The sequence below is a fragment of the Algoriphagus sp. 10J20-15 genome, from assembly GCF_055809615.1.
The window spans coordinates 169130-193321 of the sequence record NZ_JBVVUG010000046.1; the positions used below are offsets into that span (position 1 = coordinate 169130).

Sequence of the window (24192 nt, forward strand, 5' to 3'; positions counted from 1 at the left end):
GTGATCTTTTTCTAAGGAATTTGTCTGGACAATAGTTCAAAAAATAGTTACAAAAACGAATCAAACTAGCGAACCATTCTACTCAATTTGGGTTTTATTCTCTATGGCATTAAAAACAGGAAGCACTGCTCCGGAATTCACCTTAGCGTGTACAGGTATAAATATTCTGAATACATCAAAAGACTTGAAAGGGAAAGCTTTTGGTGCTTTACATTTATCCAAAGGATTTCACGAAAGTATGTACCGCGGAGGCCTGCGAATTCAGAGATCAATTTGAAGCGTTTAGAAATCTGGATATACCGGTCTTTGGACTGAGTAGAGACGATATCGAAACGCATAATAAATTCAAGAAAGAGCACAGATTGCCTTTTGAACTCCTTTCTGATCCAACAGGAAAGGTATGTAAATCCTATGATGCCCTAGTTCCTTTGATTAAAATGCCTAAGCGTATCACTTATTTGATAGATAAAGATCATAAGATTGCTGCAGCGTTTTCAGATATGTTTGAGTCCAAAGGACATATCGAAGCCATGCTAAAGAGTCTGGAAAAGTAAGGATTTCTCGCGGCGGCGCAACGTCTTTAAATCTCCCCTAAAGGTGCCAAGGCGCAAAATTGATATGCTATGAGGAGTCATTTCGATGGAGGAACTTTCAATCCAGCTTTTTCGGGAAATGAGAAATCTCTTTTGTCTTTTTCTCGAATCTCCCTTGCTAATCTAATGTCTTAAATCTTATAAAATAAGCCCATCCTTCATCACCACTTTTCTATCAGCCATGGCAGCTAACTCTTCATTATGCGTTACGATCACGAAAGCTTGCCCCAGTTCTTTGCGAAGCGTGAAAAACAATTCATGAAGTCCTCTGGCATTTTGCGTATCCAGGTTTCCACTCGGCTCATCTGCAAAGACTACCGCCGGGCTATTTATTAAAGCTCGAGCCACTGCCACACGTTGCTGCTCTCCACCTGAAAGAGTTGAAGGCTTATGATCCAATCGATGAGAGATTCCTAGTAATTCAGCGAGTTCCCCTGATTTTTTGGTTAATTGCTCAGGAGATACATTTCCGATCAAGCCGGGTATCATAATATTTTCCTGAGCCGTGAATTCTGGCAAAAGATTATGAAATTGAAAGATAAAGCCAATTCGCTCGTTTCGGAATTTGGCCAAGTCATCTCCTTTTAGATTTAGGAGCTTTTTTCCATCCATCTCCAAGGAACCTTGGTCAGGCTGATCTAATGTCCCAAGAATATGAAGTAATGTACTTTTTCCTGCTCCCGATGAACCGACTATGGAAACAATTTCAGAAGTTAAAATTTCTAGATCTACACCTTTTAATACTTGAAGGCTTCCATAGGATTTATGGATTCCATTGGCTTTCAGCATGCTAACATTTTTTATCACTTCAAAAATAGAACAAATGCCTATCTCCGTGAGGAATTAACGTCTTTTTTTACTGAAAAAGGAAAATGTCAGGTTTGATTTATCGAGTCTAAGAGCTTAACTTCGGGCAAAAATTTCCAGAGGATGAAATCGAGCATGGCTGAAAAGTCAAAGGGGGTAATATCCCCTACCTTGCGAGATTCCTCCCGATAGCTATCGGGATGACATTTGAGAAAAAAATCATACATATATGAATATTCACGAATATCAGGCTAAAGAAGTATTAAAAGGTTACGGAGTTCGTATTCAGGAAGGTATAGTCGCCGACACACCTGAAGCAGCTCATGAAGCAGCCGTTAAGTTGAACGAGCAAACCGGTACTAGCTGGTATGTGATCAAAGCTCAGATTCACGCAGGTGGACGAGGAAAAGGTAAAGTCAACGAGACTGGTTCCAATGGAGTTGTACTAGCCAAGAAATTGGAAGACGTAGCCGAAAAAGCTAAAAACATCCTAGGTGGTACCTTGGTAACACACCAAACTGGCCCGGAAGGAAAAGTTGTAAACAAGGTTTTGATCGCTGAGGATGTATATTATCCAGGTGCATCTGAGCCAAAGGAATATTACCTATCTATCTTGTTGGATAGAGCTACTGGTAGCAATGTAATCATGGCCTCTACCGAAGGTGGAATGGACATCGAGGAAGTTGCTGAGCACACTCCTGAGAAAATCATGAAAGAGTGGATCGATCCTAAGGTTGGTCTTCAGCCATTCCAAGCTAGAAAAGTAGCTTTTGGATTAGGTCTTTCTGGTAATGCTTTCAAAGAAATGGTGAAATTCATCACTGCTCTTTACAATGCATATGAAGGAACTGACTCATCTCAGTTTGAAATCAACCCAGTATTGAAAACGTCTGACGATAAAATCTTGGCAGTAGATGCTAAAGTGAATATCGATGACAACGCGCTTTACAGACAAAAAGGATTGGCGGCATTGAGAGATGTAGCTGAAGAAGATCCTTTGGAAGTAGAAGCTGGCGAATCAGGTTTGAACTATGTGAAACTTGACGGAAACGTAGGTTGCATGGTAAACGGAGCTGGTCTTGCGATGGCTACTATGGATATGATCAAATTGGTAGGTGGTGAACCTGCAAACTTCCTAGATGTAGGAGGAGGGGCAAATGCTACTACTGTTGAAGCTGGTTTCAGAATCATCCTTCAGGATCCAAATGTAAAAGCAATCTTGATCAACGTATTCGGTGGTATCGTAAGATGCGACAGAATTGCTAGCGGTGTGGTAGAGGCTTACAAATCTATCGGAGACATCAGAGTTCCTATTATCGTTAGACTTCAAGGAACAAATGCTGCTGAAGGAGCTAAAATCATTGACGATTCCGGATTGAAAGTATTCTCTGCAATCACTTTGAAAGAAGCTGCTGACAAAGTACAGTCTGTACTCGAAGCATAATATATATTAAGTGTACTGAGGAGCAATCTTCAGTACATCATGCACTCGTAGTTCAACTGGATAGAATATCAGATTTCGGCTCTGAGGGTTGAGGGTTCGAATCCTTCCGAGTGCACATTACAAAGGCTTAGACACACGTCTAGGCCTTTTATTTTTAATAGAAAACCCTCCTTTTGTAGTTTATTTTTTGTTGCCTAAGTGACGGATTGAAGCCAATCCTATGTGCCAAATCAATTCACCACGGCAAAATACGTAGGACATGTTTGGATAGGATAGGTGAAATTTTTACTTAACTGATTGATTGAAATCACCTTATATATTTTAGGATTAATCGCCCAGCAGTTCTGATCAGCTTCGAATTTGATCTTTTTTTTATTAGTAATATCTGGTTTACTATACTATTTCAAAGTAAATCTGTCATGATTGATCATAATTCAGTCATATTTTAATCTAAAACAGGGAGAAATGACGGGAATAATACTGGAAATTAGTTCACTAAAACCTGTTCAATTACTGATATGAATTTTAAAATCCCAAAATTACCAAAGTCACCTATTTACGGAATGGTGATTCTAATTATTGCCATACTCGCAGGATGCGGAGGTAAAGGCAATCAAAACTTTCTTTCATCTTCTGAACCTAGGCGCATAGAGATCCTTGTTCTTGGTCATGAAAGTGAGCATCACAATTCAGAGAAATTGATGATGTATTTACAGACACCATTATTTCAAAAAGGAATCAACCTCACTTACACCACTGATGTAGCTGACTTAAATTCTACCAAGCTAAACAATTATGATGGTTTGATGATCTATGCCAATCATGATGAGATTACCACAGAGCAAGAATCTGCGCTAAAATCATACATAGAAAGTGGTAAAGCATTAATTCCGATCCACAGTGCTTCGTTTTGCTTCCGCAATTCGGACTGGTTTGTAGAGGCAGTCGGCGGGCAGTTTAGCACACATGGCACAGGAGATTTTACAGCTACTATTGTCAATGCTGATCATCCAGTAATGCAAGGCATTTCTGAGTTTGAGACTTGGGATGAGACGTATGTACACAGTCAAGTAAACCCAGATATGACCGTCCTAATGGAGCGGGTAGATGATAAAGGCAAAGAGCCTTATACTTGGGTTCGTGAGCAGGGAAAAGGTAGAGTATTCTATACTGCCTATGGTCACAACGAAAAGACTTGGGAGAAAAAAGAATTTCAGGAATTAGTAGCAAACGGTATCCTATGGGCAGTAGGTGATGATGTAAACGAACTTTTGGCAGAATACAACATTCCACAACCTCAATTTGAAGATGCTGATATTCCGAATTACGAAAGAAAAGACCCAGCACCACGATATCAGTTACCACTTTCTGCAGAGGAATCAATGAAACTAGTTCAGGTGCCAGTAGGATTTGAATTAGAGCTATTTGCATCGGAGCCAATGATCATCAATCCTATCGCTTTTGCATGGGATGAAAGAGGTAGATTATTTGTAATTGAAACAACTGATTACCCTAATGAGATTCGTAAAGAAGGCGGTGATGACAAAATCAAAATTTTGGAAGACACCAACGGAGATGGCAAAGCAGACAAGGTGACTGTATTCGCAGAGGGATTAAATATTCCAACTTCAATCATGGCTGTAAATGGCGGGATGTTGATTTCCATGGCTCCTGATTTTGTATTCCTGAAAGATACTGATGGCGATGATGTAGCAGATGTCAAAGAAGTGGTAATGACAGGTTGGGGCAAATTTGATACCCACGCTGGACCATCTAACTTAAAATATGGCTTTGACAATAAAGTATGGGGAGTATTGGGCTATTCAGGTTTCAATGGCGAAGTAAGCGGTAAGAAATTTAATTTCAGCCAAGGCGTATATAGATTTACGCCAACTTGGGAAAACATGGAATTCCTTGGCCGTACAAGCAATAATACTTGGGGATTAGGTTTCTCTGAAGACTTCGAAACCTTCATTTCTACCGCTAATGGACAGCACTCTGTCTACTTGGCAATGGAAACTAAGTACGCCAAAAGGACTGTCTATAGAGGAACACCAAATACTGCAATCGGTATAGATACGCATTACGACATGCCTCATATCACGCCATTCCTGAGACAAGTGGATTGGCACGGAAGTTACACTGCTGCTGCAGGTCACAATTTATATACTGCCAGAAATTTTCCTAAAGAGTACTGGAATCAAATGGCATTTGTAGCTGAACCTACGGGTCGTGTGCTTCATAATTCGCAAATAATCCAAGAAGGTTCTGGATTCAGAGAGAAGAATGCATTCAACATTCTAGCAAGTTCTGACGAATGGTTTAGCCCAGTGCATGCAGAAGTGGGTCCTGATGGGTCACTTTGGGTAGCAGACTGGTATAACTTTATTATTCAGCACAATCCGACTCCAAGAGGATTTGAAAATGGAGAGGGTAATGCATATATCAACCCTTTAAGAGATAGACAACACGGTAGAATCTATCGCCTAACCTATAAAGGAAATGATTCCTCCGAAACCTTTGACTTGAAAGATGCTGACGGGGATGAGCTTTTAGCAGCTCTTCAAAGTGACAATATGTTCTGGAGATTGACTGCTCAGCGATTGATCGTAGAAACCAAAAACATGGACGTTTTGGAAGGCCTATACGAGATCATCAATGATCAAACTGTAGATGAAGTTGGGTTAAATGCACCGGCAATCAATGCGCTTTGGACACTTCACGGACTAGGTGCACTAGACGGAAGCAATGTAAATGCACAGCAAGTGGTAGAAAAAGCATTGACTCATCCTTCTGCAGCAGTAAGAAAGAATGCAGTGAGAGTAATTCCTAAAAACAAAGCTGCATTGGAAGCAATCCTCGCAGCCAATTTAATGGAAGATGATAATCTGCAGACTAGAAAAAATGTGATTGTGGCAGTTTCTGAAATGCCAACTTCAGCAGATGTTTCTAAAAAGCTATTAGCTATAGCTGAAAATAAAGATAATGCTAATGACGAGTTTTTGCCACAAGCAATTTTTGCTGCTGCATTGACTCACCCATCAGCATTTGAAGGCAGAGAAGTGGCTCCGAAATCTGAAGCTGATTCTTTGATGGGTGTGGCTGACAGGATTGCTAAAAGCTTAGTATCTGAGTCATATACCTTGAGTCAAAGAAATGCACTTCTTTTCCCACCTGATCCTACCGGGAAAGAAATGACAATAGAAATGGAAGTTTCTCCGGGCAGAGATGCTCTAGACGGTGTGATGGTAGCTCAAGGAAATGGTACTAATGGCTATAGCCTTTATGTTTACAAAGACGCCTTGCACTTTGCAATAGCTCAAGATGGTGATGTGAAAATCATCAGTTCACGTAAAAACCTACCTTCAGAGCGATTCCAAGTTAAAGCAACACTTATGGAAGATGGTAGCATGGCCTTAATGATTGATGGAAAAGAAGTTGCAAAGGGCAAAACCAAAGGATTATTTACCGGGCCATTATCTCCAGAAAGTGTTCGCGTTGGTCAGTTTGATTCCAACAACAAAGTTGGTGACTACGAAGGCAATTGGAGATTCTCCGGTAGAATTGGCAATGATTCAAGTTTGGATCTAAAAAAAGCATCTGCACCGCAGGAAGGCAAGGCGGTATCCTCCATAGAGGAATCAATTGAAGTGGTGAAAAATGGTTTAGTTACCTTAACCACCATCCCTCATGAGATGTCCTTTGACAAATCCTCATTCATTGTAACTGCAGGAAGTAAGCTAGTCGTGGATTTTAACAACCCTGACTTCGTTCAGCACAACCTGGTCATTGGAGCTATAGGTTCACTAGAAAAAATCGGTCAGGCAGCAGACAAAATGGCTCAAGACCTTACAGGAATGGATAAAAGCTTTATCCCTGAGACTACTGACGTATTGGCTTCAACCAGCTTAGTTTTCCCAAATTCCTCAGATTCAATAATCATGACAGTACCTTCTCAAAAAGGTGATTATCCATTCGTTTGTACACTTCCGAATCACTGGAAAAAAATGAACGGTATAATGAAAGTAATATAAGAGATGCCAATTAATGTAAAATTCGGTGTAAGCACCTGGCTTTGGACCTCTCCATTCAGTTCTGAAACACTCAGTTTATTACCAAAAATTAAAAACTTTGGATATGATGTAGTGGAGATACCTGTAGAAGATCCAGCGCTAATTAATATACCAGAGGTAAAAAAAGCACTTAGCGATAACGGTCTTGAGGCCGTTATCTGCGGAGCTTTCGGGACAAGCCGAGATTTCACCAATGAAGATCCATCATTTCATAAAACCAGCTTTGACTACTTGGACCAGTGCTTTGAAATAGCTGCTGGATTAGATGCCAAGTTTGTAGCTGGACCTATGTATTCTGCAGTGGGAAAAGCTAGATTGGTATCTCCAGAACAAAAGAAGATAGAATGGGATCGAGCGGTGACTAATCTCCGTAAAGTATGCCACACAGCAAGAAAATTCGGTTTGGACATCGCTTTAGAGACATTGAATCGTTTTGAGACAGATCTTATTAATACCTGCGAGGAACTCATGCAGTTAATCAAAGATATTAATGAACCAGAAGCCAAAGTGATTTTGGATGGTTTTCACATGAGTATAGAAGAACCAAACCCTGAAGCCGCCATCAAACTGGCCGGAGATAAATTGATCCACTTCCAGGTATCTGAAAACTATCGTGGAACTCCTGGCAGTGGAACTACGCCTTGGGATGCGTATAAGCGTGGTCTTGAAGCAATCAACTACCAAGGTGTCATCTCAATTGAAAGCTTCACCCCAGACGTAAAAGAACTAGCTGGTGCAGTATGCATCTGGAAGCCTTTAGTACCATCACAGGATGGCTTTGCCAAAGAGGGCTTGGAATTTCTTAAAAACTGGGGCTGCTGGTTAAATAACGGTTCAATATCGATTTTAATAATCTTAAATAATTTCGAAAGAGTCAATAACCCAAGGAGAGTAGATAAGCATAGCTTCCCTCCTCTTCTACCTAACCTGAAATTTTAAACCTATTTCACCTAATTAATTATAACAACATACATACACTAAAATGAGTAATAGACCCTTTAATATCGCCATCGTTGGACTAGGTTTTGGAGCAGAATTCATTCCGATCTACCAAAAACATAAGCTTTCAAACATGTATGCCATCTGTCAACGAAATAAAGAAAAAGCTGAAGAGATCGGCAAAGCCTTTGGCATAGATAAAGTTTACACTGATTACGATGAATTGCTAAAAGACCCAGAAGTAGATGCTGTTCATATCAACACACCAATTCAAAATCATGCTGAGCAATCACTGAAAGCTTTAAGAGCTGGAAAGCATGTAGCTTGCACAGTCCCAATGGCAACCTCTGTGGAAGATTGTAAAAAAATCGTGGAGGAAGTTCAGAGAACTGGCTTAACCTATATGATGATGGAGACCGTGATTTATAGTCGGGAATTCCTCTTCGTAAAAGAAATGTATGAAAAAGGAGAGCTTGGTAAAATTCAGTTTTTAAGAGCCTCACATCAGCAAGAAATGGCAGGCTGGCCTGGCTATTGGGAAGGACTACCTCCTATGCATTATGCGACGCATTGCGTGGGACCTGTTTTGGCTTTGCCAAAGGCTCAAGCTGAGTATGTTTCCTGCCTAGGTTCAGGTAGAATTGACGAGAACTTAATACCAAAGTACGGTTCTCCATTTGCCATAGAAACCTGCCATATCAAATTCAAAGACTCTGATTTAGCTGCTGAGGTGACTAGATCACTTTTCAATACAGCTAGACAGTACAGAGAAAGTTTTGATGTATATGGCTCTAAAAAATCCTTTGAATGGACGTTAATTGAGCATGAAGACTCTGTGATTCATACAGGTGAAAGTCCAGAAAGAGTTAAGATTCCTGATTACGGACATTTACTCCCAGATGAAATTGCTTCATTCACCACAGCGGGAGTTTATGATGGTGATGACAACCAGCATTTATCGTTTATTCAAGGATCAGGTCACGGTGGTTCCCACCCGCACTTAGTCAATGAGTTTTTGAATGCATTAGCAGAAGAAAGAGCTCCGTATCCAAATGCAAAGGAATCAGCAAACATAACCTGTGTTGGAATTTTAGCTCACGAATCCGCTATGGATGGCGGAACAATCAAACATCTGCCTGAGTTTACACTAAACAGTCATTAATCGTCCTATAGAAAAAATTATTTGACGTAGGCCACTGCCTATAAATTAGATTAAAAGAATGAAAACTAAAACCATAACAAAAACTGCTATCCTGGTGCTGGCAGTTATGTCATTTGCCTGCGGAGGTGGTGAATCCACTGCAGACAAAGTTGCAACAGACAAAACGCCTGTTGAAGTAGAAGCGGCTAAACCTACCCCAGCTGTAATTGATGAGCCCATCGTAGAGGAAGAGCAGGTGGAAGAAGTTATAGAGGAGGCCGGTGTAGCACTTTCAGGAGAAGCAAAGATTGGTAACTCTGATTGCCTATCATGTCATTTAGTGGAAAGAAAAGTAATAGGACCTTCATTTAAGGAAATAGCAGCTGAGTATAAGCCCACAGACGAGAATATCACCAAACTTGCTAATAAAGTAATAAAGGGAGGTACCGGCGTTTGGGGAGAGACTGTTATGCCTCCGCATCCTACTTTGAATGAAGAAGATGCAAAAGATATGGTAAAGTATATTTTGAGCCTATACGAATAAACATGTTCGTTTGATCAGGTTCATTAATGCAAATGAGAAAGGAGTTATTTAAAAAAGGTGTCAGAACACTCTGACACCTTTTTATTTATCTAGCGCCTCTTATGATTACCATTTATTAGCATTTATAATCATCATTTTTACAAGCTGCTGCTACGCATTTAGCGACATGCTACTTCACCACACTGGCGATTTTCTCAATCACCTCAATTTTTGGTTCCAGATTTCTGTCGAAAAGCAATGGATAGTTGGTTCTTCCTCTTACTGGAAAATTATTCAACCAACTATTCCCATCACCTAAACCCCAAAATGTGACGCGGGTAATTTTGTCCTTATGCTTTTCATATATCTTAAAAATATCAGCATAGCGCTGAGCTAACTTGGCCTCGGCCTCCGGAGTGATTCCATCCTTATATGGATTATATTCCTCTGAATTGGCAAAGTTCATGTTCAAGTCGGCGCCCACAGCACTACGCGGCCTAGGCAACACATCTACATCCAGCTCAGTCACCATCACTTTGAATCCAGCTTCATGAATGTCGATTATGCCTTGCTCGATCTGCTCCAGCGTAGGGGTTTCAAGCTGGTAATGCCCTTGCATGCCTATTGCATCCACTTTGATTCCTTCAGACACCATTTCCTTTGCAAAATCAAGAATACCTTTACGCTTAGCTGCATTCCAGACATTATAGTCGTTGTAATACAATTCTGCCTCAGGATCTACTTCATGAGCTTTTCGAAAAGCCGCTTTCATAAACTCAGTTCCGGTAACTTTATACCAAGTGGATTCTCGAAACGACCCATCTTCATTGAATGCTTCATTGACCACATCCCATCCATGGATTTTACCTTTGTACCGTCCAGCTACCGCCTCAATGTGGTCCTCCATTCTTGATATCAAGGCATCTTTACCAAGAGGCTCCTTGTTTTCATCCTGAAAGACCCAACGTGGTACTTGCTGGTGCCAAACTAGGCAGTGGCCAATCGTAAAGGCTCCGATTTTTTCTCCCAAAGCGACATACTCGTCTCCGAATTTGAAATCATAACGATCAAGTTCAGGGTGGACACGCTCCCATTTAAGGCCATTTTCTGGGCTTAGGCTGTTAAACTGGTTTGCTATAAGAGCGCTTACTTTCTCATCAGAGCTGTTCACCTGCCATGCATTGACGGCAACTCCAATGTGATAACTATCTGCAAAAATATCTTCGAGACGCTCACTTTCAGGGCTTTGCACTGAAAAAAGCAAGGTGAGTGATGCAAAGGTTAAGACTTTTTTGAATATCATAGGTATAAATATTAATAGGTTAATTCTGATAGAAAAAGGAGTGCCTTTTCCAGAAAAGAGAGTATGTACACTCGGTAGTTTATTTACTGGAAAACAAAATCGGAGCAAGTTCGTGTAAGCTCCTTCTCCAAGTCTGGAATTCGTGAGCTGTACCTTCGGATACGTAAGAAACTGCATTGTAGCCAGCATCTTTTAGTACATTCACAGCATTAGTCACCCGGTCTGGATTCTCCTTGCTTCCCGCACTGATGAAAATAAGATCGGGCTTGATGGAATCCTTCAACTCCTCAGGAGTATAGATTCCTCCACTTAGGAGTGCATAGCGAGAAAACACCTCTGGTTTATTGAGCGTAATGGAATGTGTTTCCATTCCCCCCATGGAAAGTCCGCCCATTGCCCGGTGTTCTTGGTCTGCAACAGTTCTAAAGTTTGCATCTACATATGGGATCAATTCATCTACTAAAACAGTTTGAAATGCATCAACCTTAAAGTCTCTCAATCCACCGAACTTGACTTCATTGGTCATTCCGTATGTCATTACAATAATGAAAGGATCGACTTTACCCTCAGCTATGAGGTTATCCATGATCAAATTTGCATGTCCCTGATTGCTCCAAGCTGTCTCATCTTCACCCCAGCCATGTTGCAGATAAAGTACTGGATAGCGTTTGGAAGACTCTTTATTATATCCAGGAGGAGTATAAACAAAAGCTCTTCTGGATGTGCTGGTGCTAGGCGAAGGAAATAATATTTGCTGCACAATGCCATGAGGCACATTCTTCAGCGCATAAAAATCCTCGTCATGTGCTGGGATTTCTATTCCACTTTCCCAACGGGTAGAACCATAATAATTCTTTGCTCCGGGATCATTGAACACACCTCCATCTATAGTCAAATGGTAGTAATGAAACCCTTCATCCATCGGACCTGCAGTTGTCCCTGTCCACACTCCATCAATATCTTTGGTAAGATTTGTCCCCCCTTTGCCTCCGAGACCCAAACTTACATTGACACTTTGAGCCGCCGGGGCTTCTACTTTAAATCTGGCATATCCCTGTGAGTTTACCTGGGGATATTCTTTACCTGGCTGGTTCTTGGAAGAAGGTTTAAAGTCTTCTTTGATTGTGTTGTCCATCTGGGCATAGCAGACTGAGCTACTGAACATCCAGAAAAAAACTAGAGTTAAGTTGTACTTTTTCATGGTTCTATAGGTTTGGGATTATTGACAAGTTAAATCTTGAGGTATTGCAGAATTGTATGGTCTGTTTTAAGAATTAATACAGAATTTATTGAAGTAAGATAAATCCGTTGACAAAGGATATCTCCAGCTTCTTTAGTGCTCACTTCCAGAGAATGCGGGATTATTCCCCATTATCAAAGGCTGAGAATCAAAATACCCCCATGAATAGGGACAGGACACACTTGGTCTTGTGGCTCACCCTCATCCACAGGATCGCCCTATGTACTTAGGATTCCATATTCACAAACTCGGTAGTATTGGATGTTTTATAACCAATACGTTTAGCACGAGTAACTATTTTTTGTCCTTTACTTAGCTTAATAGGCTCGTGATATATTTGCCAGGTTTCACTGCCTATTTTATCATCAATTTGGTAACCAATTGATGCTCCTTTTGTATCACAACTTAATACTAATCCCTTTTCAGTTGGTTTTACTACAACATCCTTTGTTGAAGGCTGAACCAAGCCTGGCCAAAACATTTGTACTAAGTTATATTCATCGATTAATCCTTTGTCTCCAATATCCAACTGCCAAGCAGATAACTGTGCTCTCATTTTAATCAACTGTGGGTAGTATTTTGGATCATTTGCAAGGTTGTGTATTTCATCAGGATCATTTTCAAGATCATATAGCTCATCTGCATCTCTATAATCACGAAAAATATAGGCAGCACCGCCTGTTAGCTCGCCTTGCCTATCCATTTCAATTAGCTTTCGCGTCATTTCTATTTGTTCGCGGTATTGAATGCGATAAATCAGAGGCGTGGAAGGATCAAAATTTTTAATGTAGCTGAATTGGCCGTCAATTACAGAACGGGAAAAATCGTATGTTTCATCAAATCTATCTGCTGATCCAAATATTACCTCTCTAGGAGCTTCCTCATATGTACCCATGAAAGCCTTTCCTTGCATATACTCCGGTGGCTTGATGCCCAATAAAGACATCATTGTAGGGCCTAGGTCCATTAATGACACTAACCTATCAGATCGTGTACCAGCCATACGCTTATCAGGAAAGCGAATTATCAAAGGAACATGCAATCCCGTATTTCCTACGGCTCTTTTTTGCCTTAACATCGGGCCGCCGTGGTCACTCCAAAAAACAATTATGGTTTTATCCAATAACCCTTCTTTCTCAAGTTTATCTAATTTTTCTCCTATTTGAGCGTCCAATTCCTCAATGTTAGAATATTTCCGGCCTACATCCTTTCTAACCACAGGTAAGTCAGGAAAGTACTCAGGGAGCTTAATATTGTTGATATCTACCAGCATAGGATCCTTTTCCTTCATCCAAATTTGTGATTCATGGGTTACTTCATGATTGTAAACCGAAAAGAAAGGCATACCCTCAGGTCTGTTCATGTATTCAGCATTAAAACCGTTCTCGTCCCATGCGGTAAACGGTGGATAAAACTGATAGTCATTTTTCCAGTTGTTGGTGCAATAGTATCCTGCTACTCGTAAATATTCGGTAAAGCATTTCACTTCAGGTGGTAAGACAGCAGAATAGGCAGGGATATTTTGTCCGCTTTTCCCAGTCACCGCCTGAAAGGACGGGTATGTTTCACCATTTATTCCCTTATAGGGCACAAAGTTCGCTGTACGCATATTATGTGTCCCAATGCTCACCGGATACATTCCTGTGATGATGGAAGAACGGCTGGGAGCGCAGACGCCTACTGTTGAATAAGCATTTTCGAATAAAATACCTTCTCGTGCCAAACGGTCGATATTTGGTGTTTCAACTTCTTCAGCCCCATAGGCACCTAGCGTAGGGTCTATATCTTCACAACTCAGCCATAAGATGTTGTACTTCTCTTGCGCTTGGACAAGCTGACTAAACGTCACTAGTAAAAGCAGCAAGAATAGTTTATGCATTGTTTTCATGGAGTTCTGTTAAATGATGAAACGGTTAGTGCTAAAAATCACTGCTAACCTGATAGTCAAGTTTGAGCAAAGCATCGTAAACTTCTTAAGGACAGCGACATATTAAATTTAGTGTATTCTGTTCCATCTATAGCATTAAATAGAAATGAATCAATGAAGGAAAAAAGATACCCTCACAAGGTGTGATTACTAATTCATAGCCAGAAAACAACCTATGCAATCAAATCCAAATCAGGTCTGATTGCATAGGTGCTAAATAAAATTACATTCCTTCTAAACCTTCAGCGAACCCAGCATAAGCAGGTTTACGGTTTAGATTAAGATCCCAAAGCCCTTGTTTTTCGCCTGAAAGCCAATTTGAATTCTCAGCACTATCTGTCACACCCCAAATAGTGATACCGTATCGTTGTGGAGCAGGGACATGTTGCAGGTACATTTCCGCTACGAACTTGTACATCTCCCGCTGCTGCATCATTTCTGGAGTGGGATTGGTAGAATTCATTCGTACATCAAGCTCTGAGACCTTGACAAGTTTGCCAGTTGCAGCTAGCATCTTAAACATCGATACAATTTTATCCTTATCAGAATCTATTGCAATGTGCATCTGTGTGCCAATTCCATCTACAGTTACTCCTTTGCTTTCTAAATATGCTACATAATCAATCAGTCCCTGAGTTTTCGCCAGGCGATATTCCAGATTATAGTCATTGATGAAAAGTATGTCATCAGGATTACCATATTTCTCGGCCAATTCAAAAGCTTTTACAGCGTAGTCTTTTCCGAGGTAATCTTGCCAGAAGAATTCGTCAGCGGCGATACTTGGTCGACCAACTCCTGTTTTTAATTCTGAAGGATTTGCATCATCCATGGGCTCATTCACTACGTCCCAAGCTTTGATGTGCTCTTTCGAATTCGTAACCATTCCTGCAATCCATCTTTCAAACTCACCGGAAATTATAGACAACTTCTCTTCATCGGTCTTATTCACCAGCGTAGTGCTGCCACCAGAAAGAGAAGAGCTGCTCAAAACTACATTGTCCAAATAGACTGTTCCAGCAAATTCACCATAACTAATTACAAACCGAATCCGGTCATCAGCGGTGGCAACTGTTGTCAGTGAAACTTGCTTCCACTCTTTAGTCACACCTACTTGACCAAACCCGTTAGATGAGTAATTCGGACTTTGGAGTTCGGGTCTTATGACTCCTTCAGCATCTCCTTTCACCCAAAAAGTCAATTTATACTCCTCCCCATTTTTTAGAGGTTCAGACAATCCATAAGATGTCTGAACTTCCCAAAAACCACCTGTTTTGGATGGATTGGTGACGTAAAAACCTTTACCAGAACCTCCGAAGCCCATTCCATCAGCAGTCACACCACGAGAAGAGCCATTTCCCCAGCCTCCCCAGCCAGTTCCATTTTCGAAATCACCGTCTGCAATCAGGTTATTAATTGCAGGCTCACCATCCGGATCATACACATATAAATTGCTGATGTCAATAGAATACGAGACACCTGGCTTATATCCCATGTTAAAATTTATTTTGAAGGAATCTCCTTCAAAATCACTGACTTGAAATCGGATTTCTTGCCAGGAAATACTGGTTCCAAAAGCTGTACTATCTTTACCAGTACCCATCCAATCGAGTGCTGGCATGTTATCAGAAAGACCATCAAAGGTTATCCCTCCCTGACCCGGTTGGTCGGATTTGATATAGACTACTACTTCATATTCTTTCCCCTGAAGCACTGGAATAGCTGGGGTTGTGAGCTGTACACTTTCAGGATCAGTTCCTGAACCAGCGGTCAAAGCAAAGGCAGAAGTGCCCTCACCCATTCCTTTTCCTTCTGCGATCATTACTTCTCCACTTTTTGACCAGCCATCCATAGATCCTTGCATCGGTGAGGAAAGGTCTAATTCATTGGCAAATGCAGGTGAATTTACTACTAGAGGTTCAAGCAGTCTATTCAGGTAAGTGGCGTTTTGATTTGCATGCCAGACCAGCGTATGACCAAAAACAGATGTCCCAGCAGCTGAGGCAGCTTCCAAAGTTGCATTTACCCCATCAAAATTAAAATTTCCATTTGCTTGAACGATAGCACCGTGCTTCATGCCATAGCCAGCTGTGATTTCATCAAAATTGCTATTGATAAGACGGTACATTACTCCTCTGTCGTCGTATTGGGACATTGTCACTGCTCCACCCAACTTAAAATTAGGGTAGGCAACGGTGTCTATGTAACTCCTAAGTACCCCGTAGCCATTGAGTACCTCTTGTTCGGCAATGTTCATCGGCTTTTCTACCTTAAACTCATCATTTGCGATATAGTCAGCACATGAGGAAGTTCCGATAGCAACAGCCAGAATACCAAAACACTTAATATATAATTGCTTCATGTTTTCTTGGGTCTAGTTAATTGTTGTTTTTCACTACAGGAGAAAAAATCTCCATGCCAACCGCTCTGTCGCGTATCACAAGCGTATCCGTAGCTGAAATTGTCATTTCGGGAAGATTGATTTCATACTGTAGGTAAATCACATCTCTGTCTTTATCACCCCAGCTTTTCACCTCTCCTTTAGAGACAAATTTCCCAGCTCCACTAGCCGTATATCCGTCTCCCAATGCTGAAACTGTACAGTTTCCACTTTCGTCAAAAGTCAACACAATATCTGCTGGGATATTAGTTCCATCCTCTCCAGGGTAAGACAAGGGAAACTCTACTTGATTCAATGACCTCGTTTTCAAAAAGTTCACCTCATCTTTCACCACAAATTCCGCATGCCTGATCACAGTCTCATCCAGCCCGGTATTTCCGTTGTTTCCTTTGATCACATCCTGCCCTCTTCTTAAGTAATTGCCATGCCAAGGATTTACATATTTCAATGCATACAAGACGAAATCTTTTGGTACCACAGACCAATCCGCAGGGTTATTTCTCTTAGGATTTGCCACCAAGCCCACACCGGATAGGACTGAGTCAGCATTAGCTATTTCAGTGATTCTCAAGGGCAAAACATAGGTGTTTTTAATAGCTTGGGGATCATTAAAGAATCCGCTATTCAGCTGGATCTCAACACCACCAGTCACTTCACCTTTTGGGATCATAATAGATTGTGCTGAGAGCTGATAGTATTCCGAAGGAAGTACCATTACTTCATCTCCATCGGCTTCAAATAGAAGATCCTCCGCCAGTGAATTATCAACTTCCACATTTACCAACACATCCTGAGGAGAAGAATAGACGCCACCAGTGGTTGCGATGATTTTAAATTTACCTTCATTATCCATAGAAGTATCGAAGATATCATCTCCCAAGACGATCGTTCTCACAGGATATTGGTAGGCAAAATAAACCGTTTGGTAATCAAAGTCCGGAAACTCCCAATCTTCATTCTTGCATGAAGTGAGGACCAGAGAAAGTGCAACTAGTATATAAACTGTATTTTTCATTTTTCAGTAAGTTTATGGTCTATTGGATTCACGATAGGTTGTGTACTTGTGAATATTACCATCCTGTGTTTTGCTTTAGCTCTGTAAACTTCAGCGTTTCACTATATGGCACTGGACCATAAATCATGTAATCACTGAATACCCTGTTTTCTACATTCATGACCTCATAGCTGTCACCCTCTATTGTCATTCCCTGAGCAGTTTCATTAAGATTGACATTCCATCTGCGCAAATCCCAAAATCTGAAGCCTTCAAAACTTAGCTCCAATCTTCGCTCATTACGGATTAATTGACGCATTGCAGCTTGATCACCCTTGATAGACTCCAGGTATTCATCGCCGTTTTCAGTGCCAATACCTGCTCTCTGCCGGATTGCCTTTATTACATCATAAGCTGAATAACTCGCATCACCCATCCCGGTAGGACCATATGCCTCATTTGCAGCTTCAGCGTAGATTAAGAATATCTCTGTGTACCGGATGCGAGGCTTCATATGAACCTGCTGATTAGTCGAATTAGGATTTAGATTTACATCCTGGCGCAACAATTTTCTTAGGTAATAGCCAGTCCGTGTAGAAGTTTCTACCCGGTTTAGCGCATCATTTGTTGTTCCATCTGCTGCAGTAATAATAATTGTATTACTTGGCCCTGAAGTACTCCCATTCAATACCACAGATTGATTTAATCTAGGGTCACGGGCAGAATAAGGACTTTGAGCATCATATCCACTATTTGCTGCACTGATAGGATAACCATTTGCCATAGGAAAGGCATCCACGAAGTTTTGTGTAGGGTTGATCAGTCCTCTTCCGTATAGGGTTGGCGGGTAATTATCCGCTTCTAAATTATTGCTCGGACCGATGGATGTTCTCCATAAAATCTCAGCAGGGTTCATGCCTCCACCGATAGCGTTAAGCTCTGCGTTATTGGAAAACCAAGTTCCACCTGTGGGAGACAATCCGCTGACACCTCCGATTGTATTGAGAATTTCTGCTGCATTTGACGCTCGCAGTTTTCCACTTCTCCACATCGCCTTCTGGATTAAAAGCAGGGCTAGCAGCGAGCAATGCAGCCTGAGCCATCACCGCGCGAACTATTCTACCCGATACTAATTGTATGGCATCATCCCCAAAAACCCTGTTGTATTGTCCTGTCTCAGCTCCTTCATATTTACTAGGAATTAAGAAGGGGTCAGTAATATTACCTAAGTCCATAGGAAGTAAAGCCAAAGCTCTATCTGCATCTGCGTACAGCTGAGTCATACATTCTTCAAATGTATTTCTCGGAATATTAAATTCTGATTCTACATTCTGAGAAGCTGTAAGAATAGGTACTCCAAGTAATTGCCCTTCAGCCACCCCGCCATGAGCTTGCAGTAAGTAATACATAAACAATGCACGCAAACCATATGACTCTCCTTTGAGTCGATCTACAAACATCTGATTTACAATAGGGTCTACCGCAAAATCTACACTGTCAACATCCTCCAGCATCACGTTCAGATACTGAATCGCAGACTGCGCACTAGACCATTGGTTGACTGGATTATTATTTGATGCCCATTGACCTGTGGCTATGTTTAGAAATCCATTAGTAGGATTACTACTCACGGCATCATCTGTGGCCATTTCGCTGAATGTCCAACCGTTTGTAGGTATTCTTAAATAAGCATTGATCAATAAACCTTGCGCTAATCTCGGTCTCTAGCACGTCTTCCCGTCCTTGGATATTCTCAATGGCCGGGTCGATCAAATCCTGACAGCTGGAAAGGAATAAGAGGACACCAAAGAAATATAATATTTTAGTATTCATGTTTTTCAATTTTGGGTCTAGTTAAAACTTAGCTCGGATACCGAAGTTGTAGAAACGCGTCTGTGGAGTGCTTCCGATATTCAGTTCCAGAATATCGCTATTCGGACCTACTGTCAGAAGATTTGCTCCACTCACATACGTTCCAAGCTCTTTGATAAAACCATTTCCTAAGATGGACTTTGGAAAGGAGTAGGAAACCTGCACTTTGGCAAGATCAAACCTGTTTGTGCTATACAACCAGAAATCTGAGTTTCTGAAGTTATTAGCCCCATTAAGCGTGGTTAATCGAGGGAAAGTCGCTGTATTTTGCGTCTCTTCTGTCCATCGGTCTCTTACCACTGCAGAATATTTATCGTCCGCATTCACCCAGAAGTAATTGTTATTCTTCATGGCATACGCACCACTTCTCATCGTTCCCAAAGCGAAGAATGTGAAGTTTCTGTACTTAGCAGAAAGGTTGAAGCCCATAGTCAATGGTGCTCCTGACCATCCTCCCCTGCCCAAATAGACTTCATCCTGAGCATTTATGATTCCATCGTTATTCTGGTCTTTGTATTTGATATCGCCTGGCTTGACTTCACCAAAAGCCTGACTAGGAGAGTTTTCTATATCATCCATCCCGCTGAAGAAGCCCATACTTTCCAGTCCCCAGATTGCATCTAGCGGCATCCCTTGTCTATTTTGGTAGCTATCTTCATAATTCTCAGATCTCTTGGAAGCCTTGGTATCATAGTAAAGACCAGATACACCCAGAGTCCAGACAGTCTCCCCGATTTTCTTATTCAGGTTAAGCTGAAAATCAACGCCATTTCTAGTATCTCCATTATAGTTTACAAATGGAATCCAAGATGACTGAGGCCATCCTGTCACGAAATAACTCGGATATAGAATACTGTTCTGAACAAAAAGACCAGTCATTTTACTAGTAAAAACAGACCCGTTGAATGTCAGTAGCTGATCAAATAGAGATGCATCCAATTCCACACTTATCTCTTCTCTTTTAGGGAAGGTGAGGTTCATGTTTTCACCACGTCTTACATCAGTACCTGTGTTATTAAGTCCATCTTTCCACTCATACCAAGAGCCTTCATCTGTATAGATAGCTTCATATAAGTAGAAGTTTTCTATGTCTAGGTCTGTATTTAAAATACCTGCCGAAACTGACAGTCTCAAATCATCAACAACCGATGAGGAGGACATAAATCCTTCTTCACTCATTCTCCATCCCAAAGACATAGTAGGCGAAAATGCATTTCGTCCATTCTCCGGAAGTTTTGCTGAATGAACCATCGCCCCACTGAATTCAGCGTAATACTTTTGCTTGAAATTGTATGCTAAATACAAGCCTAAATTTGCGTTGCTTACTTTGTGATAAATCTCTGATTCAGCTATCTGGAACCCATTCCCAATAAGCATTGCAGAGAAATTGTGTTTCTCCTTAAATGTTCTCTTGTAGTTCAATTGAGCTGAAAAAGATACCGTCTGACGGAACCAGTTGTCGTTTATGTTTTGAGTTCTCGAACTGGCATCTTGACCGTACTTTGTCAAGCTCAGAATTTGATCAATACCGTTGTAGTTAGTCCATTTAGGCTCATAAACCGCATATTCGTTATTGAATGACAGGGTATAAGAAGTATTATAATTCAAACCAAACAGCGAACTAAAGGATAAGCCTTCGATTACATTTCTAAGATCTGCATCCACACCTGCATTAAATTGAAACTGCCGACTGGTGAATTTATTCGATCCACCTGCGTAAATCCCTGCAATGGGGTTAGTCTGATCTAGTTGACTACCACCGAGCAGGTATTTCCCGTCTATCACGTGATCACTTGTTTCTACCAATTCCGCTGAAGCTTCATCACCTGCCTCAATATATTCTATAGGAATAAGTGGAGAAAAGCGATTAGGTCTCAAAGTGGTTGAGCCACCCCAGTAGTCTGTATTTACACCATTACTATTATAAAATATAGCTGAAGCATCTACTTTGGCAGATATGTAGTCATTCAGGTTTAGATCAATATTACCTCGTACATTGAATCTTTCATTTGCATTCTCAGCCGCCTGACCAAAGTCCATTACTGTTCCTTCAGTCATGAAACCTACATTGGTGTAATACCTTGCCGTTTCATTACCGCCGGAAATCTCTAGATTTCCATCGTATTTGGCGTAAGCCTTCTGAAGATATTCAGGAGAGTAATAGTCCACATTTGGGTATCGGTAGATATTATCACCAGAGGAATAATTGTAAATGTCATTTTCGGAATAAAGCGGGGAAAGTCCATCATTGGTTCTTGCCTCATTATACAATGACATGTATTCGCCTGACCCCAAATATTCAGGATAACTTTTTGGAGTATTTACCCCGGCATTTGTCCGGAAGGTGATATTTTGATCATTAGCCACACCTCTTTTAGTGGTGATCATGATAACGCCTTTGGCCGCTCTACTTCCGTATAGCGCTACTGCTGTGACTCCTTTCAGAAAACTAATCTGTGCTATCTCAGTAGGATGTACACTGTCTACCTCACGCGGAACCCCATCCACCAATACTAATGAACTTGAGTTTCCCCACATGTTACCATTGAAACCGCCTACATATGCTTCCATCCGATCCAGTGGATAAGTGATGTAGTTATCCTTTAGAATTTCAGGCATATTGACATAAGAAATTCCACCCATAAGGTCTCTTTTGTCCTTAGTCTGGAAAGCTACTTTTACATCTTGTCCTTCTAGGTTTTCAAACAACATGATTTTTTCCAAGTCTATGGAAGCCACAATTAACTTGGTCTCATATCCTGGCGCTTCTACCGCCAGGTATGCGTTGGAAGAAACCACCAGTTTCACTACTCCCAAACTATCTGAGACAGCAGAGTAGTCATCATCTTCACTGGTAATTATAGCGCCTTGTATGGGGTTACCAGCACTGGTAGTTACCACAGGGTTAATTGTTATTTTTAAGGTACTCTGTGCCAGAAGCTGATACGGAAACATAACCGCAGCGACACACCATACCATCATTATTTTTAATAGTTTCATTTTGAGTCATTTAGATGATAAAAAGTAATCGCTTGCATTACCAGCCAGGATTTTGAGTCATTTCCGGATACAAAGACACATCAGACACTTTTAGCGGAAGCCAATAGTGCTTTTCTGTAAATGGTCGCTCCAAAATCACTACTTCCCGGATGTTTGCCACGCGGTTTTCAGTAGGATCATCAGTATTGAAATCACCCACTCTGTCCATTTCCACGGAAGTTTTCACCGTATATGGATCTTCGATCAGCAACATCCATCTTCTAAGATCAGTAAAGCGGTGTCTTTCAAATGCCAGCTCAACTGCACGCTCTCTTCGCAATTCTGGCAAAAGTGCATCTACAGAACCCACAAACTTGGAATGGATAGGAGCCATACCAGCACGGTCTCTAAGCACATTTAATGCATCTCACAGCAGACTTAACAAAAGTAGCACTAGGCGTACTAGGTGAATTGTACCCCATCAAAGTAGCCTCAGCGTACATCAGATAAATGTCCGCCACTCTCATGTAAGGCACATTGATGTGGAGTGAAGTACCCCAATCGTATGCGTTATCATATTTATTAGCCTTGAGCGGCACAAATTTTCTACTCATGTAGCCGGTTCGGCTTCCGTTGCTCAAGTTTCTATAGCTTCCTCCACTGAATAGGTTTGCATATCGATTTACCTCCTGACTTTGATCAGGAATGGATCCCTGGATCACCTTGACACCATCATAAGTGATGTCACTGTAAAATCTTGGGTCACGGTTTTTCCATGGATAATTAGGATCGTAGCCTGATTCCGGATCCGCCTTTGTGATATCGTCGGGAAGCGGTAAACCATTAGCCATACCATAATTTTGATGAACATAATTAGCAGTGGGCATAAACATCGTCGCATCTCCCTGACTGATCAGCAAAGGCATGAATTGCTTTGAAATCTGATAGTTACTACCATTGGCACCTGTAGTTGGAGCTCTGAACATTGCCTCAGATCCTCCAGGCATAGCCCAGTTTTGACCCGTGGTATAGAAGAGATTGGACTTCTGCGCAAAAGGTATCAAGGAATACAAGGTCTCGCCTGCTTCTATCAGCGTCAGAAGCTCTCCGAATACATCCGCAGCCTTTTTGCTGTAGGCAGCATCGTAGGATTTACTTCCGTTGTCTGTGTAGTTCATCAATGGACTAGCTGCCCAAAGCAAATTCTTACCCAGATACCCTAAAGCCATCGCCTTGTTTATCCGCATGGTGTTTTTTCCCAGCGTTCTTTTCCCTGCAGTGGTATTATCCCAATTTAATGGAAGCAAGTCAGCAGCTCTACGAAGATCCTCAGCGACTCTATCCGCACTTTGACGATATGTCAATCTTGGAAGTCTAAGCTTTTCATCACTTGGTAATACGGTATCTATGTACGGCATTCCACCGAAATACTGAATCAACTGAAAGTGAAACCAGCCTCTGAAAAACAAAAGCTGACCTTCAATCAATCTTCTTTCTTCGTCTGTCGCATCTGTAAGTCTATCTAGGTTTTCAAGTCCTAAATTTGCTTTACGGATTCCTTGCCAAGCTAAAGGCCAAAGGGCTTTTTGATGATGACCACCAGTAGTGGATGCGTTTCCTTTGTCAAACCACCCTACACCGCCACCTAGTTCAGCTTGCCAGGCCCAGAAATTCCCTCTATCGAAATTATAGGACACGGTGAAAGTGCCTGCAGTGGATTCTATCTCATCTTCTCCGAAGTTCCATGCACTCACCCAATAAGCAAGTGTGAAATTTGGTACCGAGTGGTAAAGCTCTTCAGTGAATCCCTGAAAATTGGTGAAATTCTGGAAAGCAGTTTCTTCCGAAATGATTGAATCCGGAGAGCGCTCTAAGTAATCTTCACAGGAGCTAACAGATAGCAAAATAGCCATCATAAAACCTCCTTTTATAAAATTCTTTATATAGTTGTTCATTTGA

The 24192-nt window shown here is 41.3% G+C and carries 18 protein-coding genes and 1 tRNA gene; 7 read left to right on the forward strand and 12 right to left on the reverse strand.

Going from position 1 to position 24192, the window contains the following annotated elements:
- Positions 1-203: 203 nt before the first annotated feature.
- Positions 204-554: a peroxiredoxin gene (locus tag AC0L6R_RS21850; protein ID WP_473273125.1), complete on the forward strand. Its 351-nt coding sequence runs from the start codon at positions 204-206 to the stop codon at positions 552-554.
- Positions 555-731: 177 nt separating this feature from the next.
- On the opposite strand, the gene AC0L6R_RS21855 is transcribed toward AC0L6R_RS21850, so the two are convergent.
- The gene (locus AC0L6R_RS21855) at positions 732-1382 is read right to left on the reverse strand and encodes an ABC transporter ATP-binding protein (protein ID WP_473273126.1); all 651 of its coding nucleotides are present in this window, start codon (positions 1380-1382) and stop codon (positions 732-734) included.
- 247 nt (positions 1383-1629) lie between these two features.
- Here AC0L6R_RS21855 and sucC point away from each other — a divergent pair, with 247 nt between their 5' ends.
- From sucC to AC0L6R_RS21885, 6 genes are all read left to right on the forward strand, one after another.
- Positions 1630-2844 carry an ADP-forming succinate--CoA ligase subunit beta gene (gene sucC, locus AC0L6R_RS21860; RefSeq protein WP_283411247.1) on the forward strand — a complete coding sequence of 405 codons (1215 nt, stop codon included), beginning with the start codon at positions 1630-1632 and terminating at the stop codon, positions 2842-2844.
- A gap of 41 nt (positions 2845-2885) precedes the next feature.
- Positions 2886-2959: transfer RNA gene (locus tag AC0L6R_RS21865), tRNA-Arg, on the forward strand.
- 403 nt (positions 2960-3362) lie between these two features.
- Positions 3363-6878, forward strand: a complete 3516-nt coding sequence (locus tag AC0L6R_RS21870) for a PVC-type heme-binding CxxCH protein (RefSeq protein WP_473273127.1) — start codon at positions 3363-3365, stop codon at positions 6876-6878.
- A 3-nt stretch (positions 6879-6881) separates the two neighbouring features.
- Positions 6882-7856 (forward strand): sugar phosphate isomerase/epimerase family protein, encoded by a 975-nt coding sequence (locus AC0L6R_RS21875; protein WP_473273128.1) that lies wholly within the window; start codon positions 6882-6884, stop codon positions 7854-7856.
- Between the two features lie 43 nt (positions 7857-7899).
- A complete protein-coding gene (locus AC0L6R_RS21880) occupies positions 7900-9018 on the forward strand; it encodes a Gfo/Idh/MocA family protein (protein WP_473273129.1) in 1119 nt (372 codons plus the stop codon).
- A 58-nt stretch (positions 9019-9076) separates the two neighbouring features.
- Positions 9077-9541 (forward strand): c-type cytochrome, encoded by a 465-nt coding sequence (locus tag AC0L6R_RS21885; protein WP_473273130.1) that lies wholly within the window; start codon positions 9077-9079, stop codon positions 9539-9541.
- Positions 9542-9710: 169 nt separating this feature from the next.
- Here the strand turns inward: AC0L6R_RS21885 and AC0L6R_RS21890 are convergent, their stop codons facing one another.
- From AC0L6R_RS21890 to AC0L6R_RS21940, 11 genes are all read right to left on the reverse strand, one after another.
- Positions 9711-10823 carry an endo-1,4-beta-xylanase gene (locus AC0L6R_RS21890; protein WP_473273131.1) on the reverse strand — a complete coding sequence of 371 codons (1113 nt, stop codon included), beginning with the start codon at positions 10821-10823 and terminating at the stop codon, positions 9711-9713.
- A gap of 79 nt (positions 10824-10902) precedes the next feature.
- Entirely contained in the window at positions 10903-11988 is a 1086-nt protein-coding gene (locus AC0L6R_RS21895; protein WP_473273166.1) for an alpha/beta hydrolase-fold protein, read from the reverse strand.
- A 301-nt stretch (positions 11989-12289) separates the two neighbouring features.
- Complete coding sequence (locus AC0L6R_RS21900) at positions 12290-13942, reverse strand: sulfatase-like hydrolase/transferase (protein WP_473273132.1); 1653 nt, start codon at positions 13940-13942, stop codon at positions 12290-12292.
- A 271-nt stretch (positions 13943-14213) separates the two neighbouring features.
- Positions 14214-16349: an endo-1,4-beta-xylanase gene (locus AC0L6R_RS21905; protein WP_473273133.1), complete on the reverse strand. Its 2136-nt coding sequence runs from the start codon at positions 16347-16349 to the stop codon at positions 14214-14216.
- 16 nt (positions 16350-16365) lie between these two features.
- Positions 16366-17403: a DUF5627 domain-containing protein gene (locus AC0L6R_RS21910; protein WP_473273134.1), complete on the reverse strand. Its 1038-nt coding sequence runs from the start codon at positions 17401-17403 to the stop codon at positions 16366-16368.
- 55 nt (positions 17404-17458) lie between these two features.
- A complete protein-coding gene (locus AC0L6R_RS21915; RefSeq protein ID WP_473273136.1) occupies positions 17459-18433 on the reverse strand; it encodes a RagB/SusD family nutrient uptake outer membrane protein in 975 nt (324 codons plus the stop codon).
- Positions 18327-19031 carry a RagB/SusD family nutrient uptake outer membrane protein gene (locus AC0L6R_RS21920; RefSeq protein WP_473273137.1) on the reverse strand — a complete coding sequence of 235 codons (705 nt, stop codon included), beginning with the start codon at positions 19029-19031 and terminating at the stop codon, positions 18327-18329. Before AC0L6R_RS21920 ends, AC0L6R_RS21915 begins: the two co-directional genes overlap by 107 nt.
- On the reverse strand, positions 19018-19215 hold the full coding sequence (locus tag AC0L6R_RS21925; protein ID WP_473273139.1) for a hypothetical protein: 198 nt from the start codon (positions 19213-19215) through the stop codon (positions 19018-19020). The genes AC0L6R_RS21920 and AC0L6R_RS21925 overlap by 14 nt, the downstream gene beginning before the upstream one ends.
- 21 nt (positions 19216-19236) lie before the next feature.
- Positions 19237-22254 (reverse strand): SusC/RagA family TonB-linked outer membrane protein, encoded by a 3018-nt coding sequence (locus AC0L6R_RS21930; RefSeq protein ID WP_473273140.1) that lies wholly within the window; start codon positions 22252-22254, stop codon positions 19237-19239.
- A gap of 37 nt (positions 22255-22291) precedes the next feature.
- Positions 22292-22648 carry a RagB/SusD family nutrient uptake outer membrane protein gene (locus AC0L6R_RS21935; protein ID WP_473273141.1) on the reverse strand — a complete coding sequence of 119 codons (357 nt, stop codon included), beginning with the start codon at positions 22646-22648 and terminating at the stop codon, positions 22292-22294.
- Positions 22641-24188, reverse strand: coding sequence for a RagB/SusD family nutrient uptake outer membrane protein (locus AC0L6R_RS21940; protein ID WP_473273142.1), 1548 nt, complete (start codon positions 24186-24188; stop codon positions 22641-22643). Before AC0L6R_RS21940 ends, AC0L6R_RS21935 begins: the two co-directional genes overlap by 8 nt.
- Positions 24189-24192: the final 4 nt, after the last annotated feature.

Excerpts from the sequence above, each read along its gene's own strand:
- AC0L6R_RS21855 (WP_473273126.1), bottom strand. The coding sequence starts at position 1,382 with ATGCTGAAAGCCAATGGAATCCATAAATCCTATGGAAGCCTTCAAGTA.
- sucC (WP_283411247.1), top strand. The coding sequence starts at position 1,630 with ATGAATATTCACGAATATCAGGCTAAAGAAGTATTAAAAGGTTACGGA.
- AC0L6R_RS21870 (WP_473273127.1), top strand. The coding sequence starts at position 3,363 with ATGAATTTTAAAATCCCAAAATTACCAAAGTCACCTATTTACGGAATG.
- AC0L6R_RS21875 (WP_473273128.1), top strand. The coding sequence starts at position 6,882 with ATGCCAATTAATGTAAAATTCGGTGTAAGCACCTGGCTTTGGACCTCT.
- AC0L6R_RS21880 (WP_473273129.1), top strand. The coding sequence starts at position 7,900 with ATGAGTAATAGACCCTTTAATATCGCCATCGTTGGACTAGGTTTTGGA.
- AC0L6R_RS21885 (WP_473273130.1), top strand. The coding sequence starts at position 9,077 with ATGAAAACTAAAACCATAACAAAAACTGCTATCCTGGTGCTGGCAGTT.
- AC0L6R_RS21890 (WP_473273131.1), bottom strand. The coding sequence starts at position 10,823 with ATGATATTCAAAAAAGTCTTAACCTTTGCATCACTCACCTTGCTTTTT.
- AC0L6R_RS21895 (WP_473273166.1), bottom strand. The coding sequence starts at position 11,988 with ATGTTCAGTAGCTCAGTCTGCTATGCCCAGATGGACAACACAATCAAA.
- AC0L6R_RS21900 (WP_473273132.1), bottom strand. The coding sequence starts at position 13,942 with ATGCATAAACTATTCTTGCTGCTTTTACTAGTGACGTTTAGTCAGCTT.
- AC0L6R_RS21905 (WP_473273133.1), bottom strand. The coding sequence starts at position 16,349 with ATGAAGCAATTATATATTAAGTGTTTTGGTATTCTGGCTGTTGCTATC.
- AC0L6R_RS21910 (WP_473273134.1), bottom strand. The coding sequence starts at position 17,403 with ATGAAAAATACAGTTTATATACTAGTTGCACTTTCTCTGGTCCTCACT.
- AC0L6R_RS21915 (WP_473273136.1), bottom strand. The coding sequence starts at position 18,433 with ATGTGGAGAAGTGGAAAACTGCGAGCGTCAAATGCAGCAGAAATTCTC.
- AC0L6R_RS21920 (WP_473273137.1), bottom strand. The coding sequence starts at position 19,031 with ATGGCCACAGATGATGCCGTGAGTAGTAATCCTACTAATGGATTTCTA.
- AC0L6R_RS21925 (WP_473273139.1), bottom strand. The coding sequence starts at position 19,215 with ATGAATACTAAAATATTATATTTCTTTGGTGTCCTCTTATTCCTTTCC.
- AC0L6R_RS21930 (WP_473273140.1), bottom strand. The coding sequence starts at position 22,254 with ATGAAACTATTAAAAATAATGATGGTATGGTGTGTCGCTGCGGTTATG.
- AC0L6R_RS21940 (WP_473273142.1), bottom strand. The coding sequence starts at position 24,188 with ATGAACAACTATATAAAGAATTTTATAAAAGGAGGTTTTATGATGGCT.